12 protein-coding genes are annotated in these 16,310 nt (G+C 48.4%); 2 read left to right on the forward strand and 10 right to left on the reverse strand.

Features of this window, described 5'->3' with window-relative positions; all coding sequences use genetic code 11:
- Positions 1-132: 132 nt before the first annotated feature.
- On the forward strand, positions 133-1,272 hold the full coding sequence (gene ftsZ, locus HY807_10505) for a cell division protein FtsZ (GenBank protein ID MBI4826832.1): 1,140 nt from the start codon (positions 133-135) through the stop codon (positions 1,270-1,272).
- Between the two features lie 82 nt (positions 1,273-1,354).
- On the opposite strand, the gene HY807_10510 is transcribed toward ftsZ, so the two are convergent.
- The 10 genes from HY807_10510 to HY807_10555 form a co-directional block, all read right to left on the reverse strand.
- On the reverse strand, positions 1,355-2,788 hold the full coding sequence (locus tag HY807_10510) for a diguanylate cyclase (GenBank protein MBI4826833.1): 1,434 nt from the start codon (positions 2,786-2,788) through the stop codon (positions 1,355-1,357).
- Complete coding sequence (locus tag HY807_10515; protein ID MBI4826834.1) at positions 2,781-3,221, reverse strand: response regulator; 441 nt, start codon at positions 3,219-3,221, stop codon at positions 2,781-2,783. The genes HY807_10510 and HY807_10515 overlap by 8 nt, the downstream gene beginning before the upstream one ends.
- A gap of 180 nt (positions 3,222-3,401) precedes the next feature.
- Positions 3,402-5,630 (reverse strand): PAS domain S-box protein, encoded by a 2,229-nt coding sequence (locus HY807_10520; GenBank protein ID MBI4826835.1) that lies wholly within the window; start codon positions 5,628-5,630, stop codon positions 3,402-3,404.
- Between the two features lie 5 nt (positions 5,631-5,635).
- A complete protein-coding gene (locus HY807_10525) occupies positions 5,636-6,097 on the reverse strand; it encodes a response regulator (GenBank protein MBI4826836.1) in 462 nt (153 codons plus the stop codon).
- Complete coding sequence (locus tag HY807_10530) at positions 6,090-8,210, reverse strand: GHKL domain-containing protein (GenBank protein MBI4826837.1); 2,121 nt, start codon at positions 8,208-8,210, stop codon at positions 6,090-6,092. The genes HY807_10525 and HY807_10530 overlap by 8 nt, the downstream gene beginning before the upstream one ends.
- A 311-nt stretch (positions 8,211-8,521) precedes the next feature.
- A complete protein-coding gene (locus HY807_10535; protein MBI4826838.1) occupies positions 8,522-10,045 on the reverse strand; it encodes a DUF3365 domain-containing protein in 1,524 nt (507 codons plus the stop codon).
- Positions 10,046-10,125: 80 nt separating this feature from the next.
- On the reverse strand, positions 10,126-11,655 hold the full coding sequence (locus HY807_10540) for a HAMP domain-containing histidine kinase (GenBank protein MBI4826839.1): 1,530 nt from the start codon (positions 11,653-11,655) through the stop codon (positions 10,126-10,128).
- Positions 11,639-12,562, reverse strand: coding sequence for a phosphate/phosphite/phosphonate ABC transporter substrate-binding protein (gene phnD, locus HY807_10545; protein MBI4826840.1), 924 nt, complete (start codon positions 12,560-12,562; stop codon positions 11,639-11,641). Before phnD ends, HY807_10540 begins: the two co-directional genes overlap by 17 nt.
- Positions 12,563-12,681: 119 nt before the next feature.
- Entirely contained in the window at positions 12,682-14,547 is a 1,866-nt protein-coding gene (locus HY807_10550) for a HAMP domain-containing protein (protein ID MBI4826841.1), read from the reverse strand.
- 5 nt (positions 14,548-14,552) lie between these two features.
- Positions 14,553-16,013: a PAS domain-containing protein gene (locus tag HY807_10555; GenBank protein MBI4826842.1), complete on the reverse strand. Its 1,461-nt coding sequence runs from the start codon at positions 16,011-16,013 to the stop codon at positions 14,553-14,555.
- Between the two features lie 204 nt (positions 16,014-16,217).
- Here HY807_10555 and HY807_10560 point away from each other — a divergent pair.
- The coding region (locus tag HY807_10560; protein ID MBI4826843.1) for an IS200/IS605 family transposase at positions 16,218-16,310 on the forward strand (93 nt) is incomplete at its 3' end.

The following is a 16,310-nucleotide window of genomic DNA, read 5'->3' on the forward strand; positions in this document are numbered from 1 at the left end:
AGATAAAACACACCCCTAACCCCTCTTATTAGAGGGGAAGATTCTGGACAAGCCAGAATGACAAATATTTATTTAATTAACAGGCTATTTTTTTAATATTTAATTTCAATAAACATTTTAAAGGAGAGGGACATGCAGATTTTTCAGATGGATGAGGTTCAGAACAAGAATGCCAGGATCAAGGTCGTAGGTGTAGGCGGAGGCGGAGGCAACGCCGTCAACAGCATGATAGCCGCAAGCCTTGAGGGGGTGGAGTTCATAGTTGTAAACACCGACGCGCAGGTCCTTGAGTCATCGCTTGCGCACAGGCGGATACAGATAGGAGGCTCCATGACAAAAGGGCTTGGCGCCGGCGCGAACCCCGAGGTCGGGAGGCAGGCGGCTATGGCGGACAGGGACGTTATAGCAGAAGCGCTTAACGGAGCAGACATGGTATTCATAACCGCGGGCATGGGCGGCGGGACAGGCACCGGAGCGGCGCCGGTCATTGCCGAGTTAACAAGGGAGATGGGGATACTTACTGTGGCGGTCGTTACAAGGCCGTTCCTGTTTGAGGGCGGCAAGAGGTCGAAGAACGCGGACCACGGCATAAAGGAGCTGAAGAAGCATGTTGATTCAATAGTGCTTGTCCATAATAACAGGATCCTCAGCGTCGCTGACAAAGACACGCCCTGGCTTAAAGCGCTTGAACTTGCAAACGATGTTCTCAGGCAGGCGGTCAAGAGCATTACAGACCTTATCTTCCTGCCGGGGCTAATCAATCAGGACTTTGCCGACATCAGGACTATCCTCTCGAACAGCGGCAGGACGGTCATGGGCATTGGCAACGGAGCCGGAGAGAAGAGGTCTGAGCAGGCGGCAAGGATGGCTATCAACAGCCCTCTGCTGGAGGAGACGTCAATAAACGGAGCAAGGAGCGTGCTTGTCAATATAACGGGAGGAACCTCCCTTACTATCCATGAGGTAAATGAGGCGGCAAGCCTTATCAGGGATGTCGCGCATGAGGACGCGGAGATAATATTCGGTTCAGTAATTGACTCAGACCTTGACAATGAGATAATCGTAACGGTCATCGCGACGAGTTTTGACGAGCAGAAGCAGCCCACTACGATCGGCCTGGATAAGTGGAGGCCGGCTGTTTCACAGGGCCAGAGCCTGAAGGGTTCCGGCAATATACTCTCAAAGGCGATGGCTCCCATAGAAGTGAAGGATGACCTTGATGTGCCGACATTCATGCGTAAATCAGGGGCAGGAGAAGAGGGGGGCTTGTAGTAATTGTCCCTGTGTTGTCATTCCGGCTTGTCCGGAATGACATCCTAAGCTTAGATACTGTGACAAATTTATCTCTGTCTTCTTACCTGCTGACCTCGACCCTGTTCCTGCCGTTTCTTTTGGCAAGGTATAACGCGGAATCAGCCTTGTTGGTGAGGTGTTCTTCATTCACTGTTTCTTTGCTGTAGGCTGCCGCGCCGAGGCTGATCGTTACCTCTGTTCGTGACTCAACAGCCTTTCTTATCCTTTCGGCAGCTTCTCGCGCCATTTCAAGGGTGGTATCAGGGAGGATGATGAGAAACTCCTCACCGCCGTACCTCACCACAAGATCTACCTCTCTTGACTCTTTTATTATCAGGTCAGCGAGCTCTTCAAGCAGTTTATCGCCTGCGGAGTGTCCTCTGGTGTCATTGAATTCCTTAAAGCGGTCGATATCTATCATTATTACTGAGAACGGTTTCTCTGTTCTCTTTGCCTCTGCCATGACCCTGCCGAAGACTATATGCATCATCCGCCTGTTGGCAAGCCCAGTAAGCGGGTCATGGAGAGAAGACTTTTTGGTCTCTTCGTAGAGTCTTGCATTATCTATCGAGATGCCTATCTGGTTTCCGATAGAATCAAGAAGGCGTAATTTGCCATCTGGCAGATCAAAATCAACATCCATATAAAGATACAGCACTCCAACCACACTGCCCCTTGCCTTTAAAGGGATTATTATATGCCCGTGAGGCGCTATCTCAGGATACCGGATGGTATGCCTGTCGTCATGATGAGAGTTTTTTGATACCAGTATTTCTCCTCTCTTTGCCGCGATGCCGCAGAGACAGTCGCCTACTCTCATGCCTTTGTGAGATTCAATGAATGAGTCGGGATGCCCGAGATGTGAAACGAGCGTCATCCTGTCCTCGTCGATCATGAATATCCCGCCTTTTTCCTGAATATCGAACATATCAAGCCCGGTTATCGTATGAAAGATAATATCAAAGAGCTTTTCGATATCCAGTGTCTGGCTCAGCGCCGAAGAAACCTTATACAGGACTGACAGTTCAGCCTGCTTTTCAGCGGCAGCTTTTTGCGCTTCGACAAGTTTATGCTCCTGCTCTATTTCGTATGCCACCCTGTTCAATACATGCGGGAGTATGCCGGCAAGTTCCGATCCTTTGACTATATAGTCCTTGGCTCCGAGTTTCATCATATCTACGGCAAGGCTCTCGTCTCCGTGGCCCGTTATGATGATGAAAGGGACCTTGATGCCTTTTTTTGCGAGAGATGTGATGACCTCTTTGCCGGTCATGTCAGGGAGCACAAAGTCCAGGATCAGGATCACGTCAGTATCATTGCTGATCCTGCGGATGGCGTCTTCCCCGTTGAGAACTCCTTCGGTCACAAACCCCTCTCTGCCGAGGACCTTTTTAATGAGGTGGTTCAGGCCTTCTTCGTCCTCAACAATAAGGATCACAGGACACGCAGCCTGATCATTTATTTTTGCCGCATGAGAATTCTTCTGCTTACTCATTTACAACAGGCACCTCCATTGCGGTTATGAGTATCCCTAACTGTTTTATCGTCTCAACGAACTTGTCATATTCAGTCGGCTTTATCAGGTACTTTGAGCAGCCGAGGTCATGGCACTTCTTCACCGTAGCCGGGTCAAATGTTGTGGTGAACATTATCACAGGGATCACTCCGAGCTTTTCATCGCTTTTAAGCAGCCTTAATACTTCGATACCGCTGATCTTGGGCATTCTTATATCAAGGATAAGAACGTAAGAAGACCCCGGGTGCACATGAGTGCCTTTGCCTTTGCCAAATAAAAAGTTAAGGATCTCCTCCCCGTCATTAAAGAGGATGGTCTTGTTCCTTACACCGGCGCGCCTGAAGTTCTTGGTCAGGAGCCCGGCGTGCCCTTCATCGTCTTCAGCTATCAGGATTATCGCGTCATTCTTCATAGGTTGCCCTTTTATTTCAAACACACCCCTGCCCCTCTTTTTAGAGGGGAAAAGCTATAATGCCCTTTAAAACTTCCCTCTATCAAGAGGGGAAAAGCTGAAATTCCCTTTTTTATCTCCCCTCTAATAAGAGGGGATTAAGGGGTGTGTTAATTTCATATTCCTTTCATCTTCACTATATCACTGTTTCCGCGGCAGCGCCACACAGAACCTGCACCCTTTGCCTTTTTCAGACTCAAGCCATATCTTTCCGCCGTGCCTCTCCACCATCCTCTGCACTATCGCAAGCCCCAGCCCTTCGCCTGTGATCGAAGGGTCAAGCTGATGGAATATGTGGAATATCTGCTTCTGGTGTTCAGCGGCAATGCCGATGCCGTTGTCCTCTACGCAATAAACAGAGAGGTTATCTTTTATGTGTCCGGTAACCTTTATCTCGCCTTTGCGCGAAGGGTCAAGATACTTGACCGCGTTCTCCATAAGGTTTGAGAAGATGCGGTTTATCTGCTCCCTGTCTCCGCCGCAGCCCGGCAGGCCTGCGACTTCAAGGCTTGCGCCCGCCTCTTTCAGCCTGTAATTAAGGTTGCCCGCGATCTCATTTATCAGCGTATTCATATCTATCTCTTCCATCTTCAGATCAACACTGCCTGAACGCGAAAACTGCAACAGCCCGTTCAGCAGCCTGTCCATCCGTGAAACGCTCGAGCTAATGAATGCGAACCACTCGGGAAGTTCCATCGCGAGTGAAGTTATCTCTTTCCTGATCTCTGAAGATACAACCCCTCTCTCTGCCAGGCCTATTATGTTCTCTATGGATTTTTTCACTTCACCGGTGTAGCCGTTGATGTTGACAAGAGGGGTCTTCAGGTCATGCGATGCGGCATACAATATCTGCTCAAGCTCTTTGTTAAGGCGCTCGCGCTCCTGCTCCGCCTTCTTCTGTTCGGTTACGTCAACAAGAGAGAACGCGAGGAATTCAACCTCCCCGTTATTGTCCAGCGTGGGCACAAGTGTCCAGTCCCAGTATGTGACTCCCCACTCAGGATGATCGGTAAAGATAAATGGACGGGCAAATGTCTGAAATGCCGTCTTCGTCCTGACAACCTCTTCAAATATCGCCTTTGCGTCCGACGGGTAAAGTTCGAAATGGTTTCGTCCCGGAAATTCGGATATATCTCTTTGAGTTGCGTCCGCATACGCCTTATTGACACGGATAAAATTAAAGTCTTTGTCAAGAAATGCCAGCGGGGTTATCGAGTTGGTAAAAAATGTTTCGAACCGCTTTGTCTGAACTTTAACAGCCTCTTCAAGGCGCTTGCGCCCGGTAATATCTCTGAATGACCCTGCCAGATAGTCTTTGCCGCCCAGTTTTATCGGGAATGAATTTATATCGGCATAAAAAATGCTCCCGTCCTTTCTTTTTACAGGGATGTCCGTTATCAGGGAGAATTCTTCTTTTGCCTGCCTCTCAAACTTGTCAATAACATAAGGCAGGTCTGCCTCAGGGTGTATGTCCATGACCCCGATATTTTTGATCTCGTCCAGCGTGTAACCAAGCATTTCGCATATCTTTTTATTGCCTGTGGAAAACTTCTTCTCTTTGATGCCGGCAAGCAGGATTCCGTCGGTTGAGCTTTCAAAGATGAGCTTGAACCTTTCTTCCGATTCTCTAAGAGCCTCTTCGGCCCACTTGTTCAATGTGATGTCGCGCGCTGTGGCATACGTGATTTTTTCTTTTTTATTATAGATAGCCTTCCAGGACAGCCATATTAAAGAGCCATCTTTGCATATGTAGCGGTTTTCAAAATTCAGAGTGAATCCTCTCTGAAGCTGCCCTGCCATTTCATCAAGTGTTGACTGTTTGTCATCAGGATGAACAAATTCGATGAACGGCCTTGACACAAGCTCAGCCCCGGAATACCCGAGCGCCTCTGAGAAGGCGGGGTTCGTCTTTATAAATGCGCCATTCGGATCAGCCATGCACATCAGGTCGGAAGATGTCTGGAAGAATTTAAAATACTGTTCTCTTTCCGCTTCCACCTTCGTCCTTTCAATGGCATATGCTATTGACCTTGAAAGCAGGTTATGGTCGATCTGGCCCTTGATAAGATAATCCTGAGCGCCTCCTTTAACCGCCAGGCTCCCTGTCTCTTCATCAGCAAGGCCGGTAAGCACGATAATCGGCGCTTCAGGCATGGTCTGGCTCAGCCTGGTGAGAGTGCCAAGCCCCTGGCTGTCGGGAAGCCCGAGATCCAGAAGGATCACATTGAACCCGTCCAGCCTGACCTCGTCAATGCCGGATGATAAAGATGTTACACACTCCAGCTTAAACTCATGGCCTGACTCCTTCAGCATCTCCTCAATGAGGCGCGCGTCTCCGGGATTGTCCTCGATGAGTAATATTTTGAGCATTTTATTCATTTCTCATTAACGCCGTTCTGCGGCAGTTTCACTATCGTGAGCCAGAAATTCTCTATCGCCTTTACGACATTCAGGAACTGGTTCAGGTCAACAGGTTTGTTTATGAAACAGTTAGCGTAAAGGTTATAGCTCTTGACTACATCTTCCTCGTCCTTTGATACCGTAAGCACCACTACGGGAATGCGCTTTAAGTTATCATCAGACTTGATCTCCGCCAGAACCTCGTGCCCTGTCTTCTTCGGCAGGTTCAGGTCGAGGAGTATTATGTCAGGCTTCGGCATATCTTTATATTTGCCCTCACGGCGGAGAAATGCCAAAGCCTCAACGCCGTCATAGACAACGTGCAGGTCATTTCTGACCTTCGCCTCTTTCAAAACCTCCTGCGTTAATCTCACATCGCCCGGATTGTCCTCCACAAGCAGGATATCAATAGGCTTTCCGTCATGCTGATTATTCATTCTTTTCCCCCTCCTTTATCGGGATCGTGAAATAAAAGGTCGCGCCTTTCCCTGTTTCCGATTCAAACCAGATGCGTCCTTTATGCCTCTCAATTATTCTTCTGCACAGCGACAGCCCTATGCCTACGCCTGGATATTTCCTTCCGTGCAGCCTCTGGAACATATCAAAGACTTTCTCTTTATATTCAGGCTCAATGCCGACTCCGTTGTCTTTTACCGCAAATACCCATTCTTCCTTCTTCTGTTCCGCTGATATATAAATGAGCGGCGCGTCCTTTCCTCTGAATTTTATGGCGTTGGATATTAAATTCTGAAATACCAGAAGAAGCTGGCTCGCATCCGCCCTGATGACAGGAAGGGTTTCGGCAGTTACAAGCGCACCGCTCTCTTCGATGACAAGCTTGAGATTAGCAACCGCGTTTCCAAGCACCTCGGCGGAGTTCACCACTGCAAGCGGTTTCCCCTTGGTCTCAACTCTTGAATATGCCAGAAGCCCTATGATCATCTCCTGAAGCCGGTTCGCTCCGTCAACGGCAAATGCGATAAACTCATCCGCGTCCTTATCGAGATTCCCTTTATAACGCCTTTCTATCAGTTGGAGATAACTTGCTATCATCCTGAGCGGCTCCTGAAGGTCGTGTGACGCGATATAGGCGAACTGCTGAAGCTCTTTATTGCTTCTTTTCAGTTCTTCGGTGTACTTCCTTATCTCCTCTGCCGACTTTTCGCGTTCCAGATTCAATTGCAATTCCGCCTTGTATTGTTCCTTGTAATAATGCGCCCTCTGCTGCCGCCAGACAACCCCGATGCCCAGGCCTGAGCCGAGGATCAGAAGGCCTACCACAATGACCACGGCCCAGAGAATCGCTCTCATCGGGGCGTATATCTCATCTTCATCCACCTTGGAAACGATAAACCACGGCGAATCCGGGATCGGCCCGATTGAGACTATGACAGGTACTCCCCTGTAGTCAACGCCCTCGACAACTCCGGTTGTGCCGAGCACAGCCATCGCGGCAGGCAGCTCTTTTTTGCTGAGGGGGAAACGGAGGGAGAAGGCCGTATCCTTGCGGTGCCTGAGTTCATTAAGAAATATGACCTCATCGCCATCGCGCCTGACAAGCAGCGTCTCGCCTGTCCGGCTCGGTGTCGGCCATGACTGGATCAGGGGATACAGGTATTTCTCAGGATCGATCCGCACAGACAGGATGGCCAGCGGACGGCTGCCATCTTCATTCAGGATCGGGATCTTCACAGCCAGATAAATCCGCCGGTCATTATCGCTGCGGTAGAAATCAGTAATAGACGGCTGTCCCGATTGAATGACCTCTGAAACATTCCTCAATTCGCCGATGCTGGCAGGAGCTATGTTGCCTGGAACAGACAGGCGGGTTGCACCCTGCAGATCCATCAAACGCACCTGATTGAACTCGCCTATTCCCTGAAATTTGCTTATCCATTCGAGGAGATGCCTCCGCGCTTCAGGATCATCCTCTTTGTTAAAATACCGTTGAACCAGTTCTGAAAAAGAGGCGTTCCTGAATAATATCGCGGCGTCATCCAGCCGCTCTTTCCGCCATTGCGCCAGTTCAGCCACCTTAAGCTCTTTGATGGCGGAGAGCTCCTGCTCCACTTTGCCGCGATAATGTTTTTCGTGAGCGCGGAAATAGAGATACCCGGAAATGATAGTGCCTGCGGCAAGAAAAACAAATATCAGGACAAGCACATAGACTGCCCGCATATTCGCGGCGTCCGGGGTCTCGCCGTCATTAACTGCCCTCTGCCATGAGGAGAAGAGAAGGCCTGCGCCGAGGACAAGGAATGCGAGCGAGGTCGGCAGGGCCGGAGGGATGACGCTGCCGCCGTAAAGAAAAGGCACTCCAAGGAAATAAGCGAAAAGCAGGGAAGAGCTTGTCAATACCGTAAGAAAGGCGAGCCAGAAGGCCGCGGCTGAATACCATGGCCTGTCTGACGGCAGGAGAAGCGATAAGAACGCGAGGCCTGCAAGTATAAAAAATAAGGCGGTCAGCGGCGACATATACCCGACAGGAGCGTTGTTCACCATCCCTGAAATATGCATGCCTAAGTGCTCGATCCCGGAATTTATGCCCATTAATGAGAGGACAAAAAACATGAGTCCGGCGAGCGCTCCCGCAACCCCTATGAATAAAGCTGCGCGGTAAGCCGGCCTGTTGAGCGGAAGCAGGGCAAAGAGTGCCACGCCTGTTCCGTACACGAGGAATAAGAGCGCCGTGCTCGGGGCCATAGGTATCCTGCCTGACCCGAAGGTGGCAAGCAGAGGGAATGCGGCGATCCATCCGACAAGCGCGGTAATGCCCAGTCCCGCGGTGATCATCCCGCATATTATTATGAGCGCGGATAGAACGCCATTGTTCTTAAACGCCTGTGTGGATCCTTTTTCTGTCATTTATTTATATCCGGCAATGACACATAGAACCTGCTCCCCTTGCCAACCTCCGATTCAACCCATACCTTTCCGTTATGCCTCTCAACTATCTTTCTGACAATAGTGAGCCCGAGGCCTATCCCGCTTACTGTAACATCCAGCTTGTGAAATATCTCAAATATATCCTGATGGTATTCAGGAGCTATTCCAATGCCGTTGTCTTCCACGCAATAAATGGAATGCCTGTCCTCTCTGTATCCTGAAACCCTGATGATGCCGGGACGCTCAGGCTGAAGGTATTTAAGGGCGTTACCCATGAGGTGCGTGAAGATCTCTGTCATCATCTTTCTGTCAGCCGTGCAGCGGGGCAGTTCCGATATCTCAAGCCTCGCGCCGGCCCCCTGGATATCCGGTTTCAGGCTCTCTTTGATGCCAGATATCATGGAGTCCATATCTATCTCTTCCATGGCAAGTTCGTGTTTTCTTAAACTCAGAAACCGGATAATGCCGTTATGCAGTGAGTCTATTTTGTGGGCATTGGAAGTGATCAGCCGCACTTCCTCGTCAATGGCGCTGTTTATGATGGAGACGGCGTTCTCCCTCATATCAGCAGTCATTTCCATGTGCTGCATCACGGCCTGGAGTTCGTGCATTGAGCTTTTCAGTTCAAAACTGTAGCCCTGTATGTTTACGAGAGGCGAACGGAGGTCATGGATAGTTACAGAAAGCAGCTGTTCATAATCGCTGTTTATCCGCAGAAGTTCTTTGTTGTTTTTTTCCAGTTCTTCATAAAGTTTTTTCTGCTGCAGCCACCACAGTATCAGCCCTGATAATCCGAGGAACCATATAATTCCGTGGCCTGTTGACATCCCGATGACCGCTTTATCTGCTTTTTCCAATTGGGGCGACATGGGAACCGAAACGCTTATGCCGCCGCGGACATCTCCTGTTTTGTAGCCTTGTGCCGCGTGGCATTTAAGGCACCTTTCCTCAACTATCAAAGGCCGCATCATGCGCATGAAGTCTTCCCCGTTCTCCATCTCTTCAATGGAGCTTACTTCTCTCACTCCCTTCTCAAACTCTCTGAGCGCCATGGACTCCCATGTGTCGGGGCTGTTCCCGGGCCGCAGCGGATTCAGGCTTGTTATATGCCCCCGGCGGCTGACGCCCGCTTCATGCATCAACTCATTCACCTGGCGTGTCATATACGCGGGGTTTATCAGGGTGAGCTTAATGCCTTCCGTGGTCGTTATGTCTCTATCGGGAACATGGCTCAGGTACGGGTTCGGAGGTGTCTTGTCTGTTACAGGCACATATACTCCGCCATGGCTTGAGTTCCAGCGGCGGTACTGTATATCGTCATCATATATGGCATGCGCCAGGATAAGCGCTTCACTTTTTGCCCCCTGTTTTATATTGTGAATATCCCATGCCAGCAGCCCGATGATCAACATGGTCCAGAAGCCTGTCAATATCAGCATATAGCTGAGGGATGCGTAGTTATTTTTCATGTGATGGATGTTTGAAAATATATTATTCATGATTATTCAACCTTTTATTAAATTAACGCCCCCGGCTTCGCCACCCCCTCTTAACCTAAGAGGGGGAAGGGGGGAGTTACTTATCCCGGCAATGACACATAAAACCTGCTCCCCTTGCCGATCTCCGACTCAACCCATACCTTTCCGCCGTGCCTCTCCACTATCTTTTTTACTATGCTGAGGCCGAGGCCTTCTCCGCCGGACCTTCTATTTGCCTGATAGAAGATATCGAATATATTCCCCAGGTATTCAGGCGCGATGCCTATGCCGTTGTCTTCAACGCAATAGATGTTATGGCCGTCTTCCCTGTGGCCTGAAACCCTGATCATGCCGGGACGCGACGGGTCGAGGTATTTAAGAGCGTTTCCTATCAAATTTGAAAATGCCTGGTTCATCTGCTGAAGGTCACCGGTGCATGAAGGGAGTCCTGATGCCTCGTATCCCGCGCCTTTTTCTTTAAACTGATATTCAAAGGTTGAGGTGACATCATGCACAAGCCTGTTCATATCAAGTTCATCCATCTCAAGCTTTGCCTTGCCTGAGCGGGAAAGCCTCAGCAGCCCTGCAAGCAGGGAGTCCATCTTTGCAACGCTCTTGTCTATATACTTCACGGATTCAGGGATATCTTTTTCTATCAGGAATGCGATCTTCTCTTTGCGGGCTTCCGGCATATCTGTTTCTTTCAGAAGGTCATTGAGTTCCTGAAGAGAGTAACCGATCTCCTTGTGATAGCCTTCGACATTGACAAGCGGCGCGCGCAGGTCATGAGAGGTTACATAAATTATCTGCTGAAGTTCCCTTGCCAGTTCATTCAGTTTCTCTTCCGTCTTCTTGCGTTCAATGATGTCCTGTTCGAGTTTGTAAATGTTCTCCTTTAACTCAAATGCCATCTTGTTGAAGCTTGCGGATAAAACCCCTGTCTCGTCATTGGATTGGACTTCTATTCTGTGGCCATAGTCGCCCGCGCCTATCTTCTCCGCTCCGGCAGTGAGCATCTTAAGCGGCTTGAGCGCGCTGGTAACAATGATATTGATCAGCAATATCCCGATCCCGAGGAATATCATGGTAATAAGAACAATCGTCCACATCGTCTGAGAGACGTTTTTTCTGATACGGTTTTCCGAGATGCCCACGTGGGCTGTCCCGAGGTTGTGAAATAGCGGGACGGAAAATTCCTGTATATAACCTTTTTCAGTATCAAGCAGCTTTAAGGAATATGCCTGGCCAGGAGCAGGAGCGTTGATCCCTTTCAGGCCCGCGGGGAACCCGTCTTCAAAGGTGTGGGCCATAACCATGCCTTTTGAACTGATGAGATATATGTATGATATGTCTTCCTCGTTTTTCATCATGTCATCAATAAGATTTTGAAGCTTTAATATATTCTGCGTGAGGATGAAGTCGGTTGAATTGGCAGAAAGATTTTTAGTGATGATCAAACCATGATGTGTCAGTTCATGCTTCAGGGAATGGGTCCATACCTTGTTTACAAACAGGGCTGTCAGAAAACCCAGAAGAATGATGACCAGGCTGGTGGCGATAAGAAACTTGGCCTTGAGCCCGATGTCCGGAAAGAGTGTCTTCATTTTATCTGTTTCAGTTTTGATTTTCATTAAGGAACCTTTGCATCTCCCTTATGGAATCGTACGCGCTGTCATCTATACGGACAAATCGGTCTATCTTTACCTTCTCCAAAATAGAACGGCCTTCAGCGTCAAGGTGCATATTGAGAAGTATGTCACGAAGTTTTGCTTTCAGCTCAGGCGCCATGCCCGCAGGGATGACCACAGGCGGTATTCCGTACGGAGGGGACTTTATCATTATTTTGGTCTTAGAGGTGAATTCAGGCTCTGTCGCGTCGGCATAATCCCAGATGAGGGAATCCACAGCGGCGGCGTCAACAAGTCCCCGGGCGACAGCCTCTATGGATTTGTCATGGCTGTTGGTGTAGATGATATCAGAGAAGAATGACTCCGGCTTCTCTCCGATCTTTCCTATCATATATGTTGGAGCAAGCTTTCCTGAATTGGACATCGGATCTGTGAACGCGAACCTCCTGCCCTTAAGATCCTCAAGCCTCGCTGCCTTGCTGTCCCTGGGGACTATTATGTATGAATGGTAAAAAAGTTTGCCGTATGCCATAGGAGCGACAAGCAGTTCCATGCCGAAATCCCTCTTGCCGTCAATGTACGCGCCGCTGCAGACAAAGGCCGCGGATATTTTTCTGTTCCTGACAAGGTCATTGACCTCCGCGTATGTATCCCTCTGAACCAGTTCCACAGGCATGTCTAATTTCTTCGAGATGTAATCAAGCATATCCTTGTAGTATATGAAGGTTTTTTTAGGCGATATTATGGCAGAGACAGCTATCTTCAGCGCCTCTTTTTGCTCGCCATTCTCTGATTGCCCATTGCCGTTCTTCAGGGTTACCTTAGCCGCCTCCTCTTGTGTGCATCCCTGAAAGAGCAGGCATATACAAAGAAATGCCAGAGGTAATATGTGTCTGTATCTGTTTTTCATATCGGTTCTCCTTTTATATTCAACACACCCCTACACCCCTCTTTATAGAGGGGAAAAACTGTAATGCCCTTTTTTATTTCCCCTCTAACAAGAGGGGATTAAGGGGTGTGTTTATTTATTCATGCCGGCAATGACACATAAAACCTGCTTCCTTTGCCTTCCACCGACTCCACCCATACCTTTCCGTTATCCCTCTCAACTATCTTCCTGACTATGCTTAATCCAAGCCCTTCGCCGCCCTTACCCGGCTGTACCCGATGGAATATCTCAAATATCCTGTCCTGATGTTCTGCCGGTATGCCTATGCCGTTGTCTTCCACGCAATACACAACCTCGCCGTCCTTTTTATATCCTGATATCTTAATGACTCCGGGACGCGCCGGGTCAAGATATTTGAGGGCATTTCCCATGAGGTTTGAAAATACCTGGTTTATCTGCCTCTCATCACCGCTGCATGAAGGGAGTTTTTCGACATCATGCGCTGCGCCTTTTTCTTTGAACTGGAATTTAAATGTGTCCAGGACATCTGATACAAGCCTGTTCATGTCAAGCTTTTCAATATGAAGCTCTGCCTGGCCGGAACGGGAAAGCCTTAAAAGTCCTGAGAGCAGAGAATCCATCTTTACAATGCTGGAGTCTATATACTTCACGGATTCAGGGATCTCTTTTTCTATTATGAATACTATCTTCTCCCGTACATCCTGCGGCAGTTCAACATCCTTTAAGGCCGCCTGAAGCTCCTTAAGCGAGTAGCCGATCTCTTTGTGATAACCCTCGACATTTATAAGGGGGGAGCGCAGGTCGTGAGAGGTTATATAAACGATCTTCTCCACCTCTTTATTCTTTTTTCTGAGAGATGAAAGGGTTTCTTCAAGTTTCACAGCCATGCTGTTAAAGGCCTTTGCAAGCATTCCTATCTCATCATTTGACCGTATGTCTACCTTTGTCTCCAGGTTCCCTTTCTCCATCAGAATTGCGGCATCTTCAAGCTTTAACAGCGGCTTTGTTATTGATGCCGAGAAGATAATGATCCCTGCCGCCGAGATGAGCAATATGATCCCTGAAAAGATCATCGCATTGTTGTTGAACTTTCTCATGCTGTTTGTGAAGTGTGTTATGTTCACGGGTGATAACACCGCGCCGACATGCTCTCCGGCCGCGTCGTTGATCCCGAACCCGGTGCATATATATGAACCTGATTCATTATTGAATTTATGGAGTTCGTTCTCTCCCTTCTCCACCCTCTCAATTGCCGCTTCATCAGAGCACTTTGCCAGAAGCCTGACATCAGTAGTTTGCGATACGACAAGATGTTTCTCGTTGTCATCCCAGTTGTCCCTGAGGCCTGCTACCTTTCTGACAGACTTCCAGTCTTCCCTGTCAAGCTTGTCCTTGTCCGCGATAATGGCGTATTCATCGCCTGTCTCTTCTTTCATTATTCCAAGGAAATGGTCTATCTCTTCGCCTAATTCAAGATACCCTATCAGCTTTTTATCGTTGTAATAGGGCATCACAACTCTCAGCGCAAAGGCTGTCTTGCCGAGTTCTATCCCTGATGCAATGCCCTGCGTCTCTCTTGCCTTCAGGAATGTATGCCTGTTTATCATATCTCCGTATAGATCCTTGTTGTGAAGCCTCAGGAAGCATATCCCGTCAGGCAGGATAAAATAAAAATGGGTTATCCCGTATCTCTCCTTGAGGTTTTTGAAAAGCGGTTCTCCATAGCGGTAAAGAGCGTCCCTGTCATTGCTCATGAACTTTTCTTTAATGCCGGGGTCCTGAATGATCACCTCGAGCGCGGCCGCAAGTGTTTTGGTATCGCGTTCTATCAGCACGCCGAATGAGGATTTGAAATCTTTTACTTGAATTGAGACCTCTTTATCGCGGATATTGTTATGTTCATATACTGTCATGCCGTAAAAGGCCGGAATGACGATACAGAGTATAAGCAGATATCCGATGCTGATCTTCGCGCGTATATTCATGGTATTTATGCCGGCAGTTGCACGCTGAACCTGCACCCCTTGCCGAATTCCGACTCAACCCAAACCTTCCCGTTATGCCTCTGGACTATCTTCTTAACTATGCTGAGCCCGAGCCCTTCGCCGCCCTTGCCGCGCTGCACCTGATGGAATATATCAAATATCCTGTCCTGATGTTCCGCCGGGATGCCTATGCCGTTGTCTTCCACGCAATAGAAAACATGGCTGTTCTTTTTATACCCTGAGATCCTGATGACTCCGGGACGCGACGGGTCAAGGTATTTCAGAGCATTGCCTATGAGGTTTGAAAATGCCTGGTTTATCTGCTTCTCATCACCGGAGCATGAAGGGAGTTCAGTGACTTCATGCCTTGCGCCTTTTTCTTTGAATTGGTATTCAAGTGTGTCCAGGACATCTGAGACAAGCCTCTTCATCTCAAGCTTCTTCATCTCAAGTTCCGCCCTGCCGGAACGGGAAAGCCTTAAAAGCCCTGAGAGCAGGGAGTCCATCTTTGCAACGCTTGCGTCTATATACTTCACGGATTCAGGGATGTCCTTGTCAATGATAAACTCGATCTTCTCTTTCCTGTCCCGGGGAATATCGATCTCCTGCAGAATATTCTTCAGTTCCTTAAGCGAGTAATTGATCTCTTTGTGATAGCCTTCCACATTGACAAGCGGCGACCTGAGGTCATGGGAGGTTACATAGATTATCTGCTCAAGTTCTTTATTAAGATGCCTTCTCTCCTCTTCAGCCTGTTTGCGCTCGGTGATGTCGAGGTTATATTCAATGATCTGCGACACGTTGTTGTTACTGTCAAATATCGGGTATCCATGGACTTCCACTATTATCGGGTTGCCGTATTTATCATGATGAATATGCTCAAGAGTGACTGCTGCTTTTGTCTCTTTTATCTTCTTTATCGTGCATGGGTGCTCGGCATCGTCGCAGGGAATGTTGCTGTGGTGGGTTAGCTCATAACAGGTCATATTTTCATCATTCATTTCAAGGTGGGCCGCATGGTTGGAGAGCTTGATCGTATAGTCATTCGCGTCAATGACATAGAACGGATGCGTCATTGACGTCATTATGTTATTAAGCATGGCGTTCTGGCTCTTCAGCCGGCCCTCGCTCGCGGTCAGGTTCTTTTCAGTCTCCTTCAGACTGATGATCGCTGGGAGCAATTTCTGGAAACCGACTGCGAGCAGAAGAAATCCGCCTAAGTAGCCGATCTCTTTCTCAAGAAAAGATTGAAGCGGGGTGTTGCCGACAATAACATATTTATCCAAGGCCGGGAAGTTGTCGGTTATATCTATCAGCATTCCAAAGAGCAGAACTGCGAAACCGCTGATAATAAATACCCAGCCGTGATGGCTGTTAATTTCAGGTTTTTTCCGGTTTTGTAAAAGATAGGAAAAAATGGCAAGCACTAACAGCGCCCTGATTGTCTCTAAAATTATATCCTGCATTATTCAGCCTCTGTACAGCCTGAAAAGGGGGCTGATGCCACCTCTGTCTATATATATGTTCTATTAATTTAACTTTATCATAGACATATATATAGTCAAGTATTATATGCAGTTAGGCGGCAGGAAGCGCAGTGAGGCAGGCTATGCTTTAATCTCTTAGGGTCTAATTCCCCGCAGCTCTGCTGCGATCTGATATGATGAGGAATGAGTCAGTACATACATAAAAGCCACAATGTTTCTGTATTGATGTATCACTTGGTGTGTACAGCGAAATATCGGAGAGTTGTTTTTAGCAAA

The sequence above is a fragment of the Nitrospirota bacterium genome (genome assembly GCA_016207885.1).
Lineage (GTDB): Bacteria > Nitrospirota > Thermodesulfovibrionia > UBA6902 > UBA6902 > JACQZG01.

What these genes read in the sequence shown, in the direction of transcription:
- HY807_10535 (MBI4826838.1), bottom strand. Translation starts at nt 10,045, where the DNA reads ATGAATAATATATTTTCAAACATCCATCACATGAAAAATAACTACGCA.
- HY807_10555 (MBI4826842.1), bottom strand. Translation starts at nt 16,013, where the DNA reads ATGCAGGATATAATTTTAGAGACAATCAGGGCGCTGTTAGTGCTTGCC.
- HY807_10515 (MBI4826834.1), bottom strand. Translation starts at nt 3,221, where the DNA reads ATGAAGAATGACGCGATAATCCTGATAGCTGAAGACGATGAAGGGCAC.
- HY807_10520 (MBI4826835.1), bottom strand. Translation starts at nt 5,630, where the DNA reads ATGCTCAAAATATTACTCATCGAGGACAATCCCGGAGACGCGCGCCTC.
- HY807_10550 (MBI4826841.1), bottom strand. Translation starts at nt 14,547, where the DNA reads ATGAATATACGCGCGAAGATCAGCATCGGATATCTGCTTATACTCTGT.
- ftsZ (MBI4826832.1), top strand. Translation starts at nt 133, where the DNA reads ATGCAGATTTTTCAGATGGATGAGGTTCAGAACAAGAATGCCAGGATC.
- phnD (MBI4826840.1), bottom strand. Translation starts at nt 12,562, where the DNA reads ATGAAAAACAGATACAGACACATATTACCTCTGGCATTTCTTTGTATA.
- HY807_10510 (MBI4826833.1), bottom strand. Translation starts at nt 2,788, where the DNA reads ATGAGTAAGCAGAAGAATTCTCATGCGGCAAAAATAAATGATCAGGCT.
- HY807_10525 (MBI4826836.1), bottom strand. Translation starts at nt 6,097, where the DNA reads ATGAATAATCAGCATGACGGAAAGCCTATTGATATCCTGCTTGTGGAG.
- HY807_10530 (MBI4826837.1), bottom strand. Translation starts at nt 8,210, where the DNA reads ATGGGCATAAATTCCGGGATCGAGCACTTAGGCATGCATATTTCAGGG.
- HY807_10540 (MBI4826839.1), bottom strand. Translation starts at nt 11,655, where the DNA reads ATGAAAATCAAAACTGAAACAGATAAAATGAAGACACTCTTTCCGGAC.